A 17,654-nucleotide genomic window follows, 5' to 3' on the forward strand; every position below is an offset into this window, starting at 1 on the left:
CCTATAGTGGACAATTTATAACTATATGGGAATTAGGTAACGATGACTTTTAATCATCATTACCTAATAAAAATATGTATATTAATACAGTGAAATATACGTAGTATTGATATTATTTAGTACCAGTGTCCAGGTCGCTCGCTGAGCATTTTCCTTTGGAAAATTGCACGCTCCGACCAAAGTGATGTGTGGCTCCCATCGTCGCTATCGCTCCTCTGTTACCTCACACCCTACTTTTACACATTCGTACGAACTGGTGTTACTACGTATGTATAGTTCGGATTATTGTCTTGGCGAATGACAACTGGACCGTTTTGTTTTAAGAACAAGTGGATGTTGTCGCCTGTGCTGTGGCGCAAGATGTCGGAGATGTAGCGACCGTTGAAGGAGATTGTGAAAGGTGTACCTTTAAATTCAACAGCTACGTCTTCTTTTGCCATGCCGATTTCAGTATTTTGAGTAGACAATGTTACATTACTTTCAGACCAATCATAACGAATTACGTTATAGCTGATGTCTTTAGCTAATAAGGATACGCGGTCAACGGCACCAGCGAATTCGCGGCGGTCGATAACAGCGCTAGAGTCGAATTGGGAAGGAATTACCTTTTCATATTCTGGGTACGTGCCTTCGATCAAGCGAGAAATAATGTAAATCGATTCAAAGTTGAACACGATTTGTGTGCGATTCCAAATGATGTTGATCATCGCTGGATTATCTGTTGGTAACAAACGAGATACTTCAGCCAACGTTTTTGTAGGAATGATAGCGCGCATTGGTGTAGTTGCTGGTTCATCGATAGTAATTTTCTTAACAGCCATGCGATGTGTATCAGTAGCAACCATAGTGACTTCGTTTTCTTTAATTTCAAGAAGAGCACCAGTAAATACAGGACGATCTTCGTCTGTTGCAGCTGCATAGTTTGTTAAATCGATGAGTTCTTTCATAGCAAAGCTATCGATGTTTACATGATCTTGGTCGTGAATTTGTTCAACCAATGAGAAATCATCTGGATGCAATGTTACGAGGTTGAATTCGGAAGAACCAGACGTAATCGTTAAAGAATTGCCATCTTCTGGTTTGTAAAGTTCGATAGTATCGCCAGGTAATTTGCGGATTAACTCTTGGAAATAGCGGGAACCAACTACTAAGGTACCAGGTTCTTTAATGTCGCCGTCGATGGTTAAACGAATGCCGAGTTCAAAGTCGTTACCTTGTAATTCTACTTGACCATTTTTGGTTGTCATGTAGATAGCGCCTGGTAAATTGGAACTTGTTTTATTTTGAGATACCTTTTGCAATACGTTGATCGCTTTTTGGAGATTTGCTTTTGGGAATGTAATATGCATTTATAACTCCTTTATGATTTGTATGTTTGTTTGTAATATTCTATGTTTGCTATCGTAGATGCTCTATAGATATTCTGCGATAGATCTGTTTCTACTAGTTTTTTGATTGTTTGTTAGTTTTAGTAGTAGTAATAGTAGGGGCCTGTTCATATGTGTAAAAGTGAATTGGGGCCACTAGCTGTGTGATTTTTGGGTTGTGTATAACTATGTTGATAGTTTGTACATACTTATCCACATACTCACAGGTAAGTGCGAGTTTTTGGATATCCACAAAGTTATACACCATCTATCCACAGAGTTATCCACAGGTTGTTAATTTCTGTTTAATTTCTGATACTATGCGTTTTGTTTCTTCGTTTTTTTCAATTTCCTTCGTGATTTTATCGTACGCATGGAGAATTGTTGTATGGTCACGAGAGAAAGCAGCTGCAATTTGCGGATAACTTTCGTTGATCATGTCGCGGCATAAATACATGGCGATTTGGCGTGGGAATGCGAATTGAGCTTTTCTCTTCTTGCCGAGCAAGTCTTGCTTTTTAATATTGAAATAAGAACTTACAAAATTCTGGATGCTTTCAATATTAACTATATTCACCTCTTCTGTGTGAACGAGGCCAGCCAAGGCTTGTTTTGTATATTCTAAATCGATAGATTCAAGACGTTGATCGATAGATGCGGTGCCGATTAATTTGGTGAAAGCACCTTGCAACACGCGGACGTTTTCGCTAAATTGTAACGCCACGTAGTTGATGGAGTCGTTATCGATGCGGATAACGCGATTTTTCTTATATTCTCGTTCCAGCAAAGATCTAAAGATAGCAATGCGTGTTTCTAAATCCGGATTTTCCATGGTAGCAATGTAGCCAGCTTGGAAACGAGAACGAAGACGATCTTCGAACTGCTCCATATCGTTTGGCATCGTATCAGAGGTGAGGACGATTTGCTTGTTGTTATTTAATAACTCATTGAACGTATTAAATAGCTCAGTTTTCGTACTTTCACGACTTTCAAGGAACTGAATATCGTCAATCATGAGCACGTCGATGTTACGGAACGTGTTGCGGAATAATTTACCTTGGTTACGTTGCAATGTTTCGACGAAAATATTCATAAAGTTTTCGCTCGTAATGGACATAACCTTCATGTGTGGATGATGTTCCTTGATAGCGTTGCCGATAGCGTGCATCAAGTGCGTTTTACCTAGACCTGATGGACCATAGATAAAGAGCGGATTATAGTCGCCGCCTGGAAACTCAGCTACATTTTGAGCAGCCCCAAAAGGAATGCGGTTCGCGTTGCCTGTTACATAATTATCGAAACGATACGCAGGATTGAGATTAGACAAGGACAAATCTACAGGCACATTATCAGACTGTAATGTAGGTGTTGTAGTTTCAATCGTTTTACTAGGCGCTACCATTGGCTCATCTGGAATATTCACAGGCGCTAGTGTGCGGTCGATATAGACAGGCTCCTGATACACTGGTGTGTAGAACTCATCTTGTTGAGCTTTTTCCTCTACCACAGGTGGTAATGGCATCGGTGGAGCCACTACAGGAGCATCATCGATGAGATTTTCATCAACAAAGGTAGTATCTATACTCTCTTGATTGAAATCGAATAACACCATATCCCGATGGGAACCGATAACCGTAGTAATAGCATCCTGCAAAGCCTTGCTGATCTGTGGCTGCTGATCGATTAAGTTTTTAACAAATGTTTGCATGACCCCAATATGGATCGAATGACTGTCGAGAGACATGGGAATCAACGATGACGAGACGCGTAAGTACAACGCGTCAGGCAAATGTTGCATGTTCTTTTTCGCCTCTTGCAATATATGCTCCCATATATTATTCAAATCAAATGATTGCATGACGTGCCTCTTGTGTATAACTATTGCGATAAATGTGTATAACTTTAGGAATAATGTGTATAACTCTTGTGAAAGCTGTGGAAAACCATATTATTCCTGTGAATAACCTGTGCACAACCTGTGAATAAGTGAAAATAAAATTCTCTTCCAACCAGATAATAACTGACTTTATAGATTACACAGGTCAAAAGAGAAAAAATGTGGATAACCTTAAAAGTTATCCAACAAAAACTTATAAAAATATATACTTTTTCCTAATTTCAGTTATGATTGTACCAAAAAATAAGTAATTTGTCATTCAATCTGTGGATAACTTTTATAAACTGTTTATAATGTATATTTTAAATTTTCTTGGGTATATCTATTACTTTTTGGATAGGAAGTGAAACTACTTTTATCGCTCCATACGACGCGTAAGTCACTCAAAAAGTAGTTTCACTTCCCCTCCTACAACCAGATAATTTTATAATTTCTATACACACAACTGGAAAAGTAATAGATATACCTTTTAGCAATCTACATTAGACCTGTTTATAAAACGTTATCTGCACAACTTAAATGAAAATTGGGGAGAGAAGTCAGAGGAAATTAACAGCATCTACTTGCCCTTTTTCCACAACTAGAGATCAAAAGGTAAATTTATCTTATATAAAAAGATTAGAGTGTGAGTTCTTATATTGCTGTAAATTGATGTTACGTTTACATCGTGTAGTGGTGTGTAAGGTGATATTAGGATTTACTTAAGGAGGGAATATAGGGTCCTTTTGAGCGACTTTACGCGTCGTATGGAGCGATGAAGAAACCCTCTTTTGGAAACGTAACATCAATTTCTCCCTTTCCCTTCAAGAGGTTAAAAGGTAAGATTTGTTAAATCTTAGATCCGCATTCTGAAAGACTTTTAGATTTGCTATAAAAACTGATACTACTTTTTATACTGGCGGTAGGTGTTATAGTAGTCATTAGAATGTGTTGGGAGCAGGAATAGATGTGGATTTTTGACCGACTTACGTGTCGTATGGAGGGAGAAAATCACATCTATTCCTCCCCTCTCTAACTAGAGATCAAAAGGTAAATTTGTCTTATATAAAAAGATTAGAATGTGAGTTCTTGTATTGCTATAAATTGATGTTACGTTTACATCGTGTAGTTGCTGTGTAAGGTGAAATTAGGATTGTCTTAGGGAGGGAATATAGGGTCCTTTTGAGCGACTTTACGCGTCGTATGGAGCGATGAAGGAGCCCTCTTTTGGAAACGTAACATCAATTTTCCCTTTCCCTTCAAGAGGTTAAAAGGTAAGATTTGTTAAATCTTAGATCCGTATTCTGAAAGACTTTTTAGATTTGCTATAAAACTGATACTACTTTTTATACTGGTGGTAGGTGTTATAGTAGTCATTAGAATGTGTTGGGAGCAGGAATAGATGTGGATTTTTGACCGACTTACGCGTCGTATGGAGGGAGAAAACCACATCTATTCCTCCCCCTATAAAAGTAGTATCAGTTTTAAGTTCTATCGGATTTAAGTAAAATCTATATAAAAGTCTTTCAGAATAGCCCTAAAATATTGACAAATTTACGTTTTAACTCTATAATTACCCTGTTATGGTATAAGTAAAACAATACAAAATGACGAGGAGGTGTTTTACTAATGAAACGTACTTACCAACCAAATACTCTTTGGAGAAAACGTACCCATGGTTTCCGTGAACGCATGAAAACTATCGGTGGCCGTCTCGTTTTAAAAAGAAGACGTGCAAAAGGCAGAAAACGCTTATCTGCATAATATAATAGCTGTTAGGCAGGAGAAAAAACTTGGCGCTGCTGCCAAGTTTTTCTATTCTTAGGACTTAAGGACAATGCATATGGATTTTTGCCTCGATAAAGCAAGACGACTGACGCACAATAATGAATATCGCCTTGTGTATAAGCACGGTAAATACGAAGTAGGCCGTATGTGTGTACTGTATCGTATGCCCGTGGCGAAGCAATCTACGCGCATTGGTTTTGTAACAGGCAAAAAGGTTGGTTGTGCAGTGGAGCGCAACCGAGCTAGACGCCTTATGAAAGAGGTATATCGCCTCAATCAACATTCCATTCGCGAAGGATATCATATCGTAATTGTTGGACGTGGCCCTCTGAAAAACGCTACCTACGAAAAAGCGGAAAAGGAGATTTTGTATCTCTTGCGAAAAAGCAAATTATTGGTACAAAATGATAAATAGGACCACAAGTTAGAGGCTTTGGTCCTTTTTGTGTATATGGAGATTTCTATGAAACGCTGTATAACAATGCTTTTACGACTTTTAATTAGGTTCTATCAGCTTGCCATATCTCCCTTAAAACCTGGATGTTGCCGTTATTATCCGACATGTTCCACATATACTCTGCAGGCCATCGAAAAATATGGTCCTTTGAAAGGTAGCTGGATGGGTTTAAAACGCATTCTTCGCTGTCATCCTTTCCATAAGGGTGGCTACGATCCAGTTCCCTAACCCACTTGGGCTTAGGCTGGTTATGTGTTGTGTGAAAGCAACTTTCACCATTACCATTTAGCACAGATTTGGAAATACCTGAGCATCTGTATGGATGAAATTTAGACCATACCATAACGATATATAGATGCGCAAAGGACGATTTCGAACTGTATGAAAAAGGAGAAACAATGGAATTTTTAAGTAGTGTATTCCAACCTATCGTTGATTTAATGAGTTCTTTGGTAACTTACGCGTTCCAATTCACTCAAATGGTAGGTTATCCAAGCTACGGTGTAGCTATTATCCTTTTAACAATCTTTATTAAAGCGATTTTAGCACCACTTACTGTTAAACAAATTAAATCCATGAAGGCTATGCAAGAGTTACAGCCTCGCATGCAAGAATTGCAGAATAAATATAAAAACGATCCTGCAAGATTGCAAGCGGAAATGGGTGCATTGTACAAAGAAATGGGCGTTAATCCACTAGCTGGCTGCTTGCCTTTATTGGTGCAAATGCCATTCTTGATCGCTATCTTCTACGCTTTACAAGGCTATCCATACGATCAAAACTATGTACAATTCTTATGGCTACCTAGCCTTGGCGAACCAGATCCAATGTACATTTTGCCAGTATTGAGTGCGGCGTCCACTTGGATTATGTCTAAACAAACTGGTAGCGGTGCAACTGGTGCTGCTGCGCAACAACAAAAGATTATGACAATCTTTATGCCTCTATTCATTGGTTACATCTCCCTTAACTTCCCTTCTGGCTTAGTTATTTACTGGATCGTATCCAATGTGTTCCAATTTGTGCAACAACATTTCATTTACAAAGGCTTAGAAGCTAAAAAATAGGAGACACTATGGAATTTATCGATGTATCTGCTAAAACCATTGAAGATGCCATTGCCAAAGGTGTAGCTCAATTGGCTGAAGATGGCCAAGAATTGGTTGAAACTAAAGTTTTAGAACAACCTTCTAATGGCTTCTTGGGCATTGGTCGTAAACCAGCCGTTGTGCGCTTATTCTTCACAGCTATGGCAAAAACTGCTACTGTGGAAGAAGTAGCTCAAGCAGAAGAACAATCTGTAGCTGTTGCTTCCAAGCCGGTTGCAACGACTGAAACAGAAGTGCAAGAAACAGCAACTGTGGAAACTTTTGATGACGAAGTAGAAGAAAAACCTTCTAAAAAGGAACTTTCAAAAGAAGATCAACAAGAAATTGCTGAAAAAGGTAAACAATTCCTCGATGATATGTTTACTCAAATGGGCCTCAAAGTAGTTATCGAAAAAATGATGACGAAAGATAAAATTACATTCCAAGTACACGGCGAAGAGCTAGGTATTTTGATCGGCAAACATGGTCAAACATTGGATGCTATCCAATACTTAACTAATCTCGTGGCTCACAAGGATGTATCCGGCCATTGCCACATCGTTGTAGATGTGGAAAATTACCGTTCTCGTCGAGAAGAAACATTGATGAATCTCGCGAAACGCTTGGCTTCTAAGGTAAAACGCAACCGTCAAAAGGTTTCCTTAGAACCGATGAATGCTTTTGAACGTAAAATCATTCACACTGCCCTTCAAGGGGACAAACATATTGTAACGAACAGCGAAGGGGACGAACCGTTCCGTCACGTTGTGATTTCTTACAAAAAATAATATAGTGGTGCAGCTTTCGAGTAACTGAGTTTTTCGGTTATTTGGGGGCTGCCCCCTTTATTCTTTAGGTTATGGTGAAAGCTAACCTAAGTTAATCTTCGCGCGGGTAAGATTAGTTTAGTTTAACTTTCACAGGCGAAGACATGAATATTGGATATATCCAAAACATATATTGTAAGCAGTAAATCAAAACGATGAATCTTGATTTCATATGTCTTATGAAATGCATAATAGATTATCGAAATACGGAGATTTTTATGTATATAGATGATACAATAGCGGCCATTGCGACGCCGCCCGGCATCGGAGGGGTTGGTATTATTCGTGTTAGCGGCAAGGATAGTTTTCCTATTGTAAATAGCCTGTTCAAGAGCGCTGGCACCGTTCCTTTGATGGACCGCCAAAATAGAACGATTCAATACGGGACCATTGTGGATCCAGTAACGAACAAGACCATCGACGAGGTTCTTGTGTTATTAATGAAAGGCCCTCATTCTTATACCGCAGAAGATGTGGTAGAAATTCAGTGTCACGGCGGTATTGTGCCGGTTCGACAAATCTTGAAATTGCTCGTAAATCACGATGTGCGCATGGCAGAGGCCGGCGAATTTACGAAGCGTGCCTTTATGAACGGACGTATCGACCTCACCCAAGCGGAGGCGATCATTGATATTATTGAAGCGAAAACGGAGGACTCCCTCTCCCTCGCTGTGGCGCAGCTAGACGGCACAGTTTCGTCTTTTGTAAAAGATGTGCGTGAACAGCTCATTGCTATGATTGCTCATTTAGAGGTAACCATCGATTATCCTGAGGAGGATATTGAGGACGTAACGAGTCAAGAGGTTTGCGATCAATTACAGCCTATTTTGAAAGCTATGGATGAACTCTTGTCCACAGCGAATACGGGACGCCTCATTCGCGACGGTATTACGACGGTTATTGTAGGCCGTCCAAATGCAGGTAAATCGAGCCTTATGAACGCTCTCTTGCGCGAAAATCGCGCTATTGTAACGGATATTCCGGGGACGACGCGGGATAGTATTGAAGAATATATGACTGTAGAAGGAATCTCTCTGCGCCTCATCGATACGGCAGGCATTCGAGACACACAAGATACGGTGGAAGCCCTCGGTGTGGAACGGGCTCGCGATTATATTAACAAAGCGGATATTGTGCTCTGTGTTATCGACGGGTCTACTCCATTAAGCCCTGAAGAAATCGAAATTTTGACCTCTGTCAGTGATTTGAATACCATCGTACTCCTAAATAAGTCCGATGTGGCACAAGTTGTTACAGACGAAAATATTAAAGAACACGGTACTTTTACAGCTATCGAACGCATCAGTGCCAAAGAAGGCGAAGGCTCTGCAGTTCTCTCTAAATGGGTGCAAGAACTCGTCTACGGCGGTCGCGTAAAACAAGACAACAGCGCCATGATCAGTAATGTGCGCCACATCAGCCTTATGGAACAAGCAAAAACTCAAGTCGAAGAAGCCCTCTCCTCCATCGACATGGGTATGCCAGTAGACTTTGTAGCTACCGATTTGCGCAGCGCCTGGGAACTACTAGGCGACATCACGGGCGATACAATCCGTGAATCCATGATCGACGAACTATTTAGTCGTTTCTGTTTAGGTAAGTGAAAGCAGGGCAGTAGTCAATGGAGGAGCTCGCGACGACAGGGACACTGCATCGCTTTGTTCCGAACGTAAAATTTTCTAGGCTACAACGTAGCCTAAAGAAAATTCACAGTGAGGAACTGGACTCTGGGATATTCGGCCTCGTTGTTTTGAGTAAAATAAACTTTCACAATAAGTAACAATTATAAGGAATTCAATTGATATGTACACAGTAGATAATTATGATGTCATCGTCATCGGTGGTGGTCATGCTGGTTGTGAGGCGGCTCTTGCCGCTGCCCGCATGGGTCATCGCACGTTGATGGCGACTATCAGTTTAGATAATATTGCGCTTATGCCGTGTAACCCCGCCGTGGGTGGACCTGGTAAAAGCCATCTTGTTTTAGAGGTTGACGCTTTAGGCGGCCAAATGGGTATTAACGCAGATGCTACGGCTATTCAAATGCGTATGCTCAACATGGGTAAAGGCCCTGCCGTGCATTCTTTGCGTTGCCAATCCGATAAAGTTAAATACCAACATTTGATGAAACAAACGGTAGAGAATACTGAGAACCTCAATGTTAAGCAAATTATGGTGACTGAGCTTAAGGTTGAGGACGGCAAAGTAACAGGTATCGTTACAGAGCTTGGCGAATTCTATGGCGCTAAGGCTGTTATTCTTTGTACTGGTACCTATTTGAAAGGTAAAATCCTCATCGGCGATATCGATTACGTAGGTGGCCCAAATGGTCAACGCGTAGCAGAACATTTCTCTCAATCCTTGCTGGACAATGGCATTGAGTTGATGCGCTTTAAAACTGGTACGCCAGCTCGCGTAGATAAACGTACTCTTAACCTTGAAAATATGGTAGTCCAAGAAGGCGATACGCATCATCACTCCTTCTCCTTCATGGATGAATGGATCAACCGTAATGAAGATGTATGTTGGTTGACCTATACTAACGAAAAAACTCATGAAATCATTCATAACAATATTCACCGCGCTCCAATGTATAGCGGTAAAATTGAAGGTGTAGGCCCTCGTTACTGCCCTTCTATCGAAGATAAAGTAGTGCGCTTTGCCGACAAAGAACGCCATCAATTATTCGTGGAACCAGAAGGTACTGGCACAAACGAAATGTACGTACAAGGCATGAGTACTTCTCTTCCTATGGACGTACAATATGCGTTCTTGCGTACTATCCCTGGTCTTGAAAACGTAGAAATCATGCGTCCTGCATACGCTATTGAATACGATTGCTTGAACCCAACGCAATTGACGCCAGCGCTTCAAGTAAAACATATTGAAGGCCTCTACTCTGCTGGTCAAGCAAATGGTACATCTGGCTATGAAGAAGCAGCGGCTCAAGGCTTAATGGCTGGTATTAACGCAGCCTTGTGGATTGAAGGCAAAGAACCTTTCATCCTTGCTCGCTCCGAAGCGTATATCGGTGTTCTTATCGATGATCTCGTAACAAAAGGTACAAATGAACCGTACCGTATGATGACAAGTCGCAGTGAATACCGCCTATTGCTTCGTCAAGATAATGCAGACATGCGCCTTACGGAAAAAGGTCGTGAAATCGGTCTTGTAAAAGACGATCGTTGGGCTAAGTTTACTGCTAAAAAAGCTAATATCGAAGAAGCTATGGAGCTTTTACGAAACACACCTGTAAATCCATCTAAGGAAACGCAAGCCTTGCTTGAAAGCTTAGGTACAGCACCTATTAGAACGGGTATCCACGCCTACGATTTGGTAAAACGCAACGAGCTATCCTATGCTGTCGTAGCCGATGCATTTGGTTTGAAACGCTATACACCTGACGTAGAAGAAGCTGTTGACATTTCTATTACCTACGAAGGGTACATCAAAAAACAAATGGACCAAGTCGATAAGGTTCGCAAACTAGAAGAAAAAATTCTTCCAAAAGAATGGGATTATACAGAAATTAAGGGCATTTCCCTTGAAGCACAACAAAAGCTCAACAAAATACGCCCTCACTCCATCGGCCAAGCAAGCCGTATCTCTGGCGTATCCCCGGCGGACGTGTCTGTTTTGTTGATTCAATTGGAACAATATAACCGAAGCAAATAAAATATGTGATTACATATAAAAAAGCTAGCTAATGTGTGATTAGCTAGCTTTTTGTGTTATAAGGCTTCCCGCTCTTGATGTTCATCTATTTCTCGACCTTCGATCATATAGTCTGGAGTAAATAATGATAAGCCCATTTTAAATAATATCCACATAAATGTCTGTTTCATGGGTACCACCTCCTTATTAATGGGTAGTGTATCTATAAATAAGTTTATTAGCAAGTAGCAAGTTTTATTTTATATATGTAATAGAGATTTATATAAGTAAATATTTGTATATTTATATGAATATTTATAAAACCTTAATTATCCTATCTATAAAAAATGTACACTAGAGAAGTACATTAAGTGTACATTAGAAATAGACAATTTAATCGTTATATGAAGAAAACGTTCATGGTGATAAATTAGAAATAAACTGTGAAATTTAGATACACATTAAAATAGGACAAAATACACAAAAGATAAGTCAAAAAGATGGACCAATTTCTCAATTAATTATTTTAAATGATAATACAGGTATAACGTTTCTCCCCTACCCTATTTTGTTTTGCGTAGGTCATAGATTTGGTTTGTAAATGAGAATAAGTTGAGAATATGCTATAATATAAAGAAATAATACTTAAATATTTCGCTTGTAAGGTCTTTTTATTAGTTTTCATATATAAACTTATATAAAATGGATCAAATAAGTTGTATAGCTTAAATTTTTGAGTTTTGTAGCATTTAAAATTAGAAATACTATTTTACTATTTCACATATTGTTAATTACATTGTTAATTACGTAGATTTATTTATATGATGAGCTATATGACATGAGTTGTATTGTATAGATTTTGATAGCTTTTACTTTATATAAATATCGAATAATTTATTAGGAGTACTTATGAAAGAGAAATACGATGTGCCCATCGCACCGGAGTCTGAATTTGTTTCATACATGATGGAGCAAATGACCAAATTTGGTCTGCCCTGTACGGAAGAACAAGCAAAAGACTTTTATGTGTATTACGCACGTATGATTGAAACAAATAAATACCTCAACCTTACGGGCATCACAGATATGAAAGAGGTTGTAGTAAAGCATATGATCGACTCCCTCTCCTGCTATGACTCAAATATCATTAAATCTGGCATGTCTATTATCGATGTTGGCACTGGCGCTGGTTTCCCTGGTATTCCGTTGGCAATCTATGACCGTAGCCTTAAGGTTACGCTCTTTGACTCTTTGAAAAAACGTCTTACCTTCCTAGAATCTATTATGGATGAGCTAAAACTGACGAATTGTACCACCTTACATGGCCGTGCCGAGGATCTTAGTCATCAAGATTACCGTGAAAGCTTCGATATTGCTACGAGCCGTGCAGTGGCACGTTTACCTATTCTCTTGGAATGGACTGTGCCCTACGTAAAAGAAGGTGGCTACGTAATTGCTCTAAAAGGCGCTATCTACGAAGAAGAAGTGGGAGAGTCCAATAAAGCACTCAGTACACTAAAAGCTAAGCTTGAAGAAGTACGAACTGTTACGCTGCCAACCTTAGATGATAAACGAGCTATCCTGTACATCAAGAAAACAGGTAAAACACCTAAGCAATATCCACGCAAACCAAAAGAAATTAAAGACAAACCGCTAGTGTAATCTTTAAAGGGGAATATAGTTGCTTGTAAGCCAAATATAAACAAATACTGTCCCATATAAATAACAAGAGGATGCAAATCATAGATTTGCATCCTCTTTCTCTTTCCCTAAGGTCGACTAGCTCACTATGGAGGCCGTGGGAAAGGTGTTCTATGTTAATCTTATAATGACTTATACGTGGTCAATGATATGTAATGTTGTATCGATATCGTTTAAAGGCATAATATGTACGCCTGCAGCGATTTTTTTGATTTGCTCTAATGTTTCGATAGCAATTTCTGTACCCGCTTCTTTGCCGCCCTTTTCAACGCGGTCTAGGATCTCTTGCGTAAGGTTGATCCCAGGCACTTTTTCGTGTAGGTATGTAGCCATTTTGAAGCTTTTAAGTGGAATCAAGCCAAGCATAATAGGTACATCGAATTCAGACATTATATCGATGTAACGTTTTGCTTGTTCTAAATCGTAAATCGGTTGTGTTTGAACAAAGTGCGCGCCATTTTGGATTTTGGCAGCCAATTTTTGGCGTTCAATTTCTAAATCTGGAGCACCAGGATTACCAGTAGCACCAATGTAGAAGCTTGTAGGTGCATCTAAGTCGTTGCCTGCAAGGTCTTTACCTGCATTTAATGTTTTAGCAATGTTGAGCAAGCCCATGCAATCTACTTCGAATACGGATTGTGCAAATGGATGGTCCCCATTATCTGGTTTATCCCCAGTAAGGGTTAAAATGTTGTGTACGCCTAAAGCCGCAGCGCCAAGCAATTCGGATTGCAAACCGATGATGTTACGATCGCGGCAAGTAAGGTGGAAAATCGTTTCGATCTCTTTGTTGTGTTGTAACAAGTAGGACAAGGAAATTGGGCTCATACGCATTTTGGACATAGGGCTGTCAGCGATGTTGATAGCATCAACCTTCCCTTTCAAACGAGCCGCTTGTTCAAAAACCTTTTCCGCAGAACTACTTTTCGGTGGGTCTAATTCAACTGTAATAGTGAACTTTCCTTGTTGATGTTTCTCTCTTAATGTCATCATGTACCTCTTTATTAAAAATTATTTCTCTAAAGTTTCAAAGAAATCGTTAGCGTGGTTAACGGCTGCGATACCGTCCTTAGCGTAGATATCTGCACCCGCTTGATCTGCGTAGTCTTGGGATACTACGGCGCCACCTACCATGATCTTAGTTTTGAGGCCTGCTGCACGGATTGCAGCGACAGTATTGTCGATTTGAGGCATTGTAGTAGTCATCAAGGAACAGATACCAACGAGAGCCGCCTTGTTGTCTTTAATAGCTTGAACGATAACTTCTGGATCAACGTCTTTACCGAGGTCGACGATTTTGTAACCATTGTTTTCAAGCAAGGCCGCTACGATATTTTTACCTAAATCGTGGATGTCGCCTTTAACTGTTGCTACAACGACTGTACCTTTATCTAAACTTTCACTAGCAGGAATGATTTCTTTAATGGTGTTGAAAGCAGCCTGCATTGTTTCAGCAGCAAGCATTACTTGTGGCAAGAATAATTTACCAGAACCGAATTTGTCCCCTACTACGTTCATCGCTTCAGATAAGCCTTTTTTCGTAATATCTAATGGGTCCATGCCGTCTGCTAAGGCTTTTTTAACAAGCTCAACGATGGCTTCCTTCTCCCCTTGTTCTACACAAGCGCGGATATTTGCTAATGGATCATTGCTGTCGAAGGATTTTTTCTCTGGACCTTTCGGAGCGGAGTTCCCTGGTGCGCTTGATTCGTCTTCGTAGCCATATTCTTTAATGAATTGAGCAGAACCTGGGTCCCAACCTAATAGCGTTGTACTAGATACAAAAGCTTTTTTAGCTGGATAATTTAATGGATTCATAATCGGTGTTGTTAAGCCACAAGCAAGAGCCATTGTTAAGAATTGACCATTCAAATATGGACGTTGTGGCATACCGAAGGAAATGTTGGACAAGCCCATTACTGTTGGGAAGCCAAATTTCTCTTTATATAACTGTAATGTACGCAATGTTTGACGTGCACTATCTTCACCGCTGGCAAGTGTTAATACCAATGGATCAAGTAATAAGTCATGTGGTTGAAGACCATAGCCGTAAGCGCGATTTACGATGCTTTCAGCTAAAGCAACGCGGTCCTCTGCTTTTTCAGGAAGGTCACCACTAGATATTGGCAAGCAAAGTAATGCTGCACCATAACGTTTAGCCAAAGGCATAACTTGAGTGATGGACTCCTCCTCCCCATTTACGGAGTTGATTAGGGCGCGGCCTGGGTAGTTTTTAAGAGCTACTTCCATGGCTGATGGATCCAATGTATCAATGGACAATGGAGTTTCAACGAGCATGGATAATTCAAAGATAGCACGCTCCATCAATGGAGTTTGGTCCATGCCAGCTACACCCATGTTTACGTCGAGAATGTCTGCACCTGCTTCTACTTGGTCTAACGCATCGCGTTTTACACGGATGAAAGAACCATCGCGTAATTCTTGGGCTAAAACTTTACGGCCTGTTGGGTTAATACGTTCACCAATGATAAGTGGTTTTGTATTGTGACCTAATTCTAACAATCTAGTACGGCTTGTAATGATTGTTTTAGGTTCGACATGAGCACGCTCCTTAGGAGTATGTGCTTTTACAGCGTCGGAAATAGATTGGATATGAGCTGGTGTTGTACCGCAGCAGCCGCCTACATAGCTAGCCCCTGCATCAACGATTGGAAGCATCAATGGGCCCATCTCTTCTGCTGTAAGTGGGAATACAGTTTGTTTATTAATCAGTTGAGGCATACCTGCATTTGGTTGGCAGCTGATTGGTAAATTAGTAACGCTAGCAATCTCTTCGATAAGCGGTGTAATTTGTTCAGGTCCAAGAGAACAGTTAATTCCAATGATATCAGCACCAATAGCTTCCACGATAGCAGTTGCTACTGCAGGCGGTGTACCTGTAATAGTACGTCCGTCCTCACTGAAAGAAAACTGACAGATGATTTGTACATCTTCCTTTGTCTTCCCTGCTGCTTCACGAGCGTCAAGAGATGCCAATAATGCGGCACGCATTTCTTGTACGTCGATAATAGTTTCAATGATAATGAACTCTACGCCACCTTCAATTAATGCATCTGCTTGTTCGCGGTACGTGTCATAAATAGAGTCAAAACTCATATTGCCTAGTGGTTGTAAAAAACGGCCTGTAGGACCCATAGAGCCAGCTACACGAGCAGATGGTTTAACCTCTGCAATAGCTTCTTTTGCTACCTTTACGGCTGCAATATTAATTTCTCTTACTCGATCTTGTAAATCGTAATCTTCTAATTTTAGACCACATGCACCGAATGTGTTGGTAGTAATAACATCACTACCATGTTGTAAGTATTGTGCGTGAATATTCTTTACAACTTCTGGTCTTTCTACATTAAATAGCTCTGGACAATAGCCCTCTTCTAAGCCTGCTGCTTGCAGCATTGTGCCCATAGCACCATCAAAAATATACATAAACATCTTCCTTTAGCATCCTAAAATTATAACTGTTTCACGTGAAACATTATTCTGTTGGTTGGCCTTTCATAGCGATACCTGATACATCAGCAGTAGTTTTACTACTATCTTCCTCTGCCTTATTTTGGTCGTTAGTAGTTGCTTTTTCAGGTAATTTACGAGATGCGCAGTCTTGTTGTGAACAAGAAGTACAGCCTCGTTTTGTTTTAAGGTCTTCATTTGCTGGCATTAAACCGATAATCGCCGTTACAGACTTACGTGGGAACAATAAAAAGTTCTCCGTAACTTGTAAGCCGATTAGCTCTGTTTTGATAATTTTTGCTAAATGCGGTTGGATTTCTAATGGCCAGTTACCATAACCAGGACTAAAACGCCATGTAGGTTTATAACCTTGTTTCTTAGCAATTGTATTGATTACTTCGTTTACTTGATCCGCTACCTGCTCTACTGCTGTAGTTGCTGCTGCATCAAGTAATAAGCCTACTGTATAATTGCCTTGTTTAAACAATTGCTCACTGCGAATTTCTACATCCTCACCTACTGTTACACCTAGTACATATACTTTTGTAGATTTTTCTAAGTGTTTTTCAATGATAGAACCTTCAATTTTAAGTGGTGGATTACTCAGAATTACCTTGTTTTCTGCATCATAATCATATTCTTGGTATACACCTTTAGGTGTAGCTAATAACTGGATTTCCTTACATGCTTCGTCAACATAATTTTGTGGGAAATCCTCAGCGTGACGAAGTCCTGCGTATCGTTTTACTTCTGCTTTATCGATGGCAGGAAGCATTCCGTTATAAATGGGCATGGAAACGCCTCCTTTTCAAAATAAAAAGCTCTGCGTATCCGTAGAGCGTGTGCTTACTATTATTTGCATTTTTAGATCATATAATATAATCAATTAAATTATATTAAGAATTATCAATCTAATTACTACCTAGTTACTAGTATATAGATATGATGAAAGCCTGTCAAAGCTTATGGGGCCTGTATTCTCATATAATTTAGTAGCATATAGATATAGCTTTAAGCTATATCTATATGTAGTTTTATAATAAAAGTTATTAGCTTTCTTACACTATATATAGTAATTAATCCTTTTAATATACAATTAAAGCTCTAAAATAATTACATTATTAAAACTATTACAGATTAATATAAACATAGTTATAGTTGTAATATAAATATAACTATATTTGTACTCTTAATATTTTTATTAGTTATTATAGTTACAATATCTAAAGTTTAATGTAAATAAACTTGATTTATATAAATGTTTCACGTGAAACATAATATGAATTATTTTTTGTTCATTGATTATGTTTTATATATTTTATCTTCCTTAAATTGCAATATGAAATTGAACACTCTGTAAATCCATAACTTTATTAACTTCTTCAATGAAGACTTCTTGAGGCGTTTTGTAATTCAACAGCTTAC

General features: G+C 39.4%; 13 protein-coding genes. 8 read left to right on the forward strand and 5 right to left on the reverse strand.

The window, feature by feature from the left end; all coding sequences use genetic code 11:
* Positions 1 to 236 precede the first annotated feature (236 nt).
* Both dnaN and dnaA read right to left on the reverse strand, forming a co-directional pair.
* A complete protein-coding gene (gene dnaN, locus KH364_RS08525) occupies positions 237 to 1,349 on the reverse strand; it encodes a DNA polymerase III subunit beta (protein WP_273299339.1) in 1,113 nt (370 codons plus the stop codon).
* Positions 1,350 to 1,647: 298 nt separating this feature from the next.
* Positions 1,648 to 3,225: a chromosomal replication initiator protein DnaA gene (gene dnaA / locus KH364_RS08530; RefSeq protein WP_273299340.1), complete on the reverse strand. Its 1,578-nt coding sequence runs from the start codon at positions 3,223 to 3,225 to the stop codon at positions 1,648 to 1,650.
* A 1,647-nt stretch (positions 3,226 to 4,872) separates the two neighbouring features.
* On the opposite strand from dnaA, the gene rpmH reads away from it, so the two are divergent.
* The 8 genes from rpmH to rsmG all read left to right on the forward strand — a co-directional run bounded on the left by rpmH (position 4,873) and on the right by rsmG (position 12,719).
* Entirely contained in the window at positions 4,873 to 5,007 is a 135-nt protein-coding gene (gene rpmH / locus KH364_RS08535; RefSeq protein WP_004692946.1) for a 50S ribosomal protein L34, read from the forward strand.
* Between the two features lie 79 nt (positions 5,008 to 5,086).
* Complete coding sequence (gene rnpA / locus KH364_RS08540) at positions 5,087 to 5,446, forward strand: ribonuclease P protein component (protein ID WP_273299341.1); 360 nt, start codon at positions 5,087 to 5,089, stop codon at positions 5,444 to 5,446.
* A gap of 48 nt (positions 5,447 to 5,494) precedes the next feature.
* Positions 5,495 to 5,716, forward strand: coding sequence for a membrane protein insertion efficiency factor YidD (gene yidD / locus KH364_RS08545; protein WP_012865047.1), 222 nt, complete (start codon positions 5,495 to 5,497; stop codon positions 5,714 to 5,716).
* A 170-nt stretch (positions 5,717 to 5,886) separates the two neighbouring features.
* Positions 5,887 to 6,555 carry a YidC/Oxa1 family membrane protein insertase gene (locus KH364_RS08550; RefSeq protein ID WP_105081813.1) on the forward strand — a complete coding sequence of 223 codons (669 nt, stop codon included), beginning with the start codon at positions 5,887 to 5,889 and terminating at the stop codon, positions 6,553 to 6,555.
* An 8-nt stretch (positions 6,556 to 6,563) separates the two neighbouring features.
* Positions 6,564 to 7,364 carry an RNA-binding cell elongation regulator Jag/EloR gene (gene jag / locus KH364_RS08555; RefSeq protein WP_273299342.1) on the forward strand — a complete coding sequence of 267 codons (801 nt, stop codon included), beginning with the start codon at positions 6,564 to 6,566 and terminating at the stop codon, positions 7,362 to 7,364.
* A 257-nt stretch (positions 7,365 to 7,621) separates the two neighbouring features.
* Complete coding sequence (gene mnmE / locus KH364_RS08560; protein ID WP_273299343.1) at positions 7,622 to 9,007, forward strand: tRNA uridine-5-carboxymethylaminomethyl(34) synthesis GTPase MnmE; 1,386 nt, start codon at positions 7,622 to 7,624, stop codon at positions 9,005 to 9,007.
* A gap of 199 nt (positions 9,008 to 9,206) precedes the next feature.
* Entirely contained in the window at positions 9,207 to 11,078 is a 1,872-nt protein-coding gene (mnmG, locus tag KH364_RS08565) for a tRNA uridine-5-carboxymethylaminomethyl(34) synthesis enzyme MnmG (RefSeq protein WP_273299344.1), read from the forward strand.
* Between the two features lie 888 nt (positions 11,079 to 11,966).
* Entirely contained in the window at positions 11,967 to 12,719 is a 753-nt protein-coding gene (rsmG, locus tag KH364_RS08570; RefSeq protein ID WP_273299345.1) for a 16S rRNA (guanine(527)-N(7))-methyltransferase RsmG, read from the forward strand.
* Between the two features lie 171 nt (positions 12,720 to 12,890).
* Here the strand turns inward: rsmG and KH364_RS08575 are convergent, their stop codons facing one another.
* From KH364_RS08575 to KH364_RS08585, 3 genes are read right to left on the reverse strand one after another with little or no spacing between them, the layout of a single operon-like run.
* The gene (locus KH364_RS08575; RefSeq protein ID WP_273299348.1) at positions 12,891 to 13,748 is read right to left on the reverse strand and encodes a methylenetetrahydrofolate reductase; all 858 of its coding nucleotides are present in this window, start codon (positions 13,746 to 13,748) and stop codon (positions 12,891 to 12,893) included.
* A 21-nt stretch (positions 13,749 to 13,769) separates the two neighbouring features.
* Positions 13,770 to 16,205, reverse strand: coding sequence for a homocysteine S-methyltransferase family protein (locus KH364_RS08580; protein ID WP_273299346.1), 2,436 nt, complete (start codon positions 16,203 to 16,205; stop codon positions 13,770 to 13,772).
* A 49-nt stretch (positions 16,206 to 16,254) separates the two neighbouring features.
* Complete coding sequence (locus KH364_RS08585) at positions 16,255 to 17,022, reverse strand: methionine synthase (protein ID WP_273299347.1); 768 nt, start codon at positions 17,020 to 17,022, stop codon at positions 16,255 to 16,257.
* Between the last annotated feature and the right edge of the window lie 632 nt (positions 17,023 to 17,654).

It is taken from the genome of Veillonella sp. oral taxon 158, assembly GCF_018376515.1.
GTDB classification, from domain to species: domain Bacteria; phylum Bacillota; class Negativicutes; order Veillonellales; family Veillonellaceae; genus Veillonella; species Veillonella rogosae.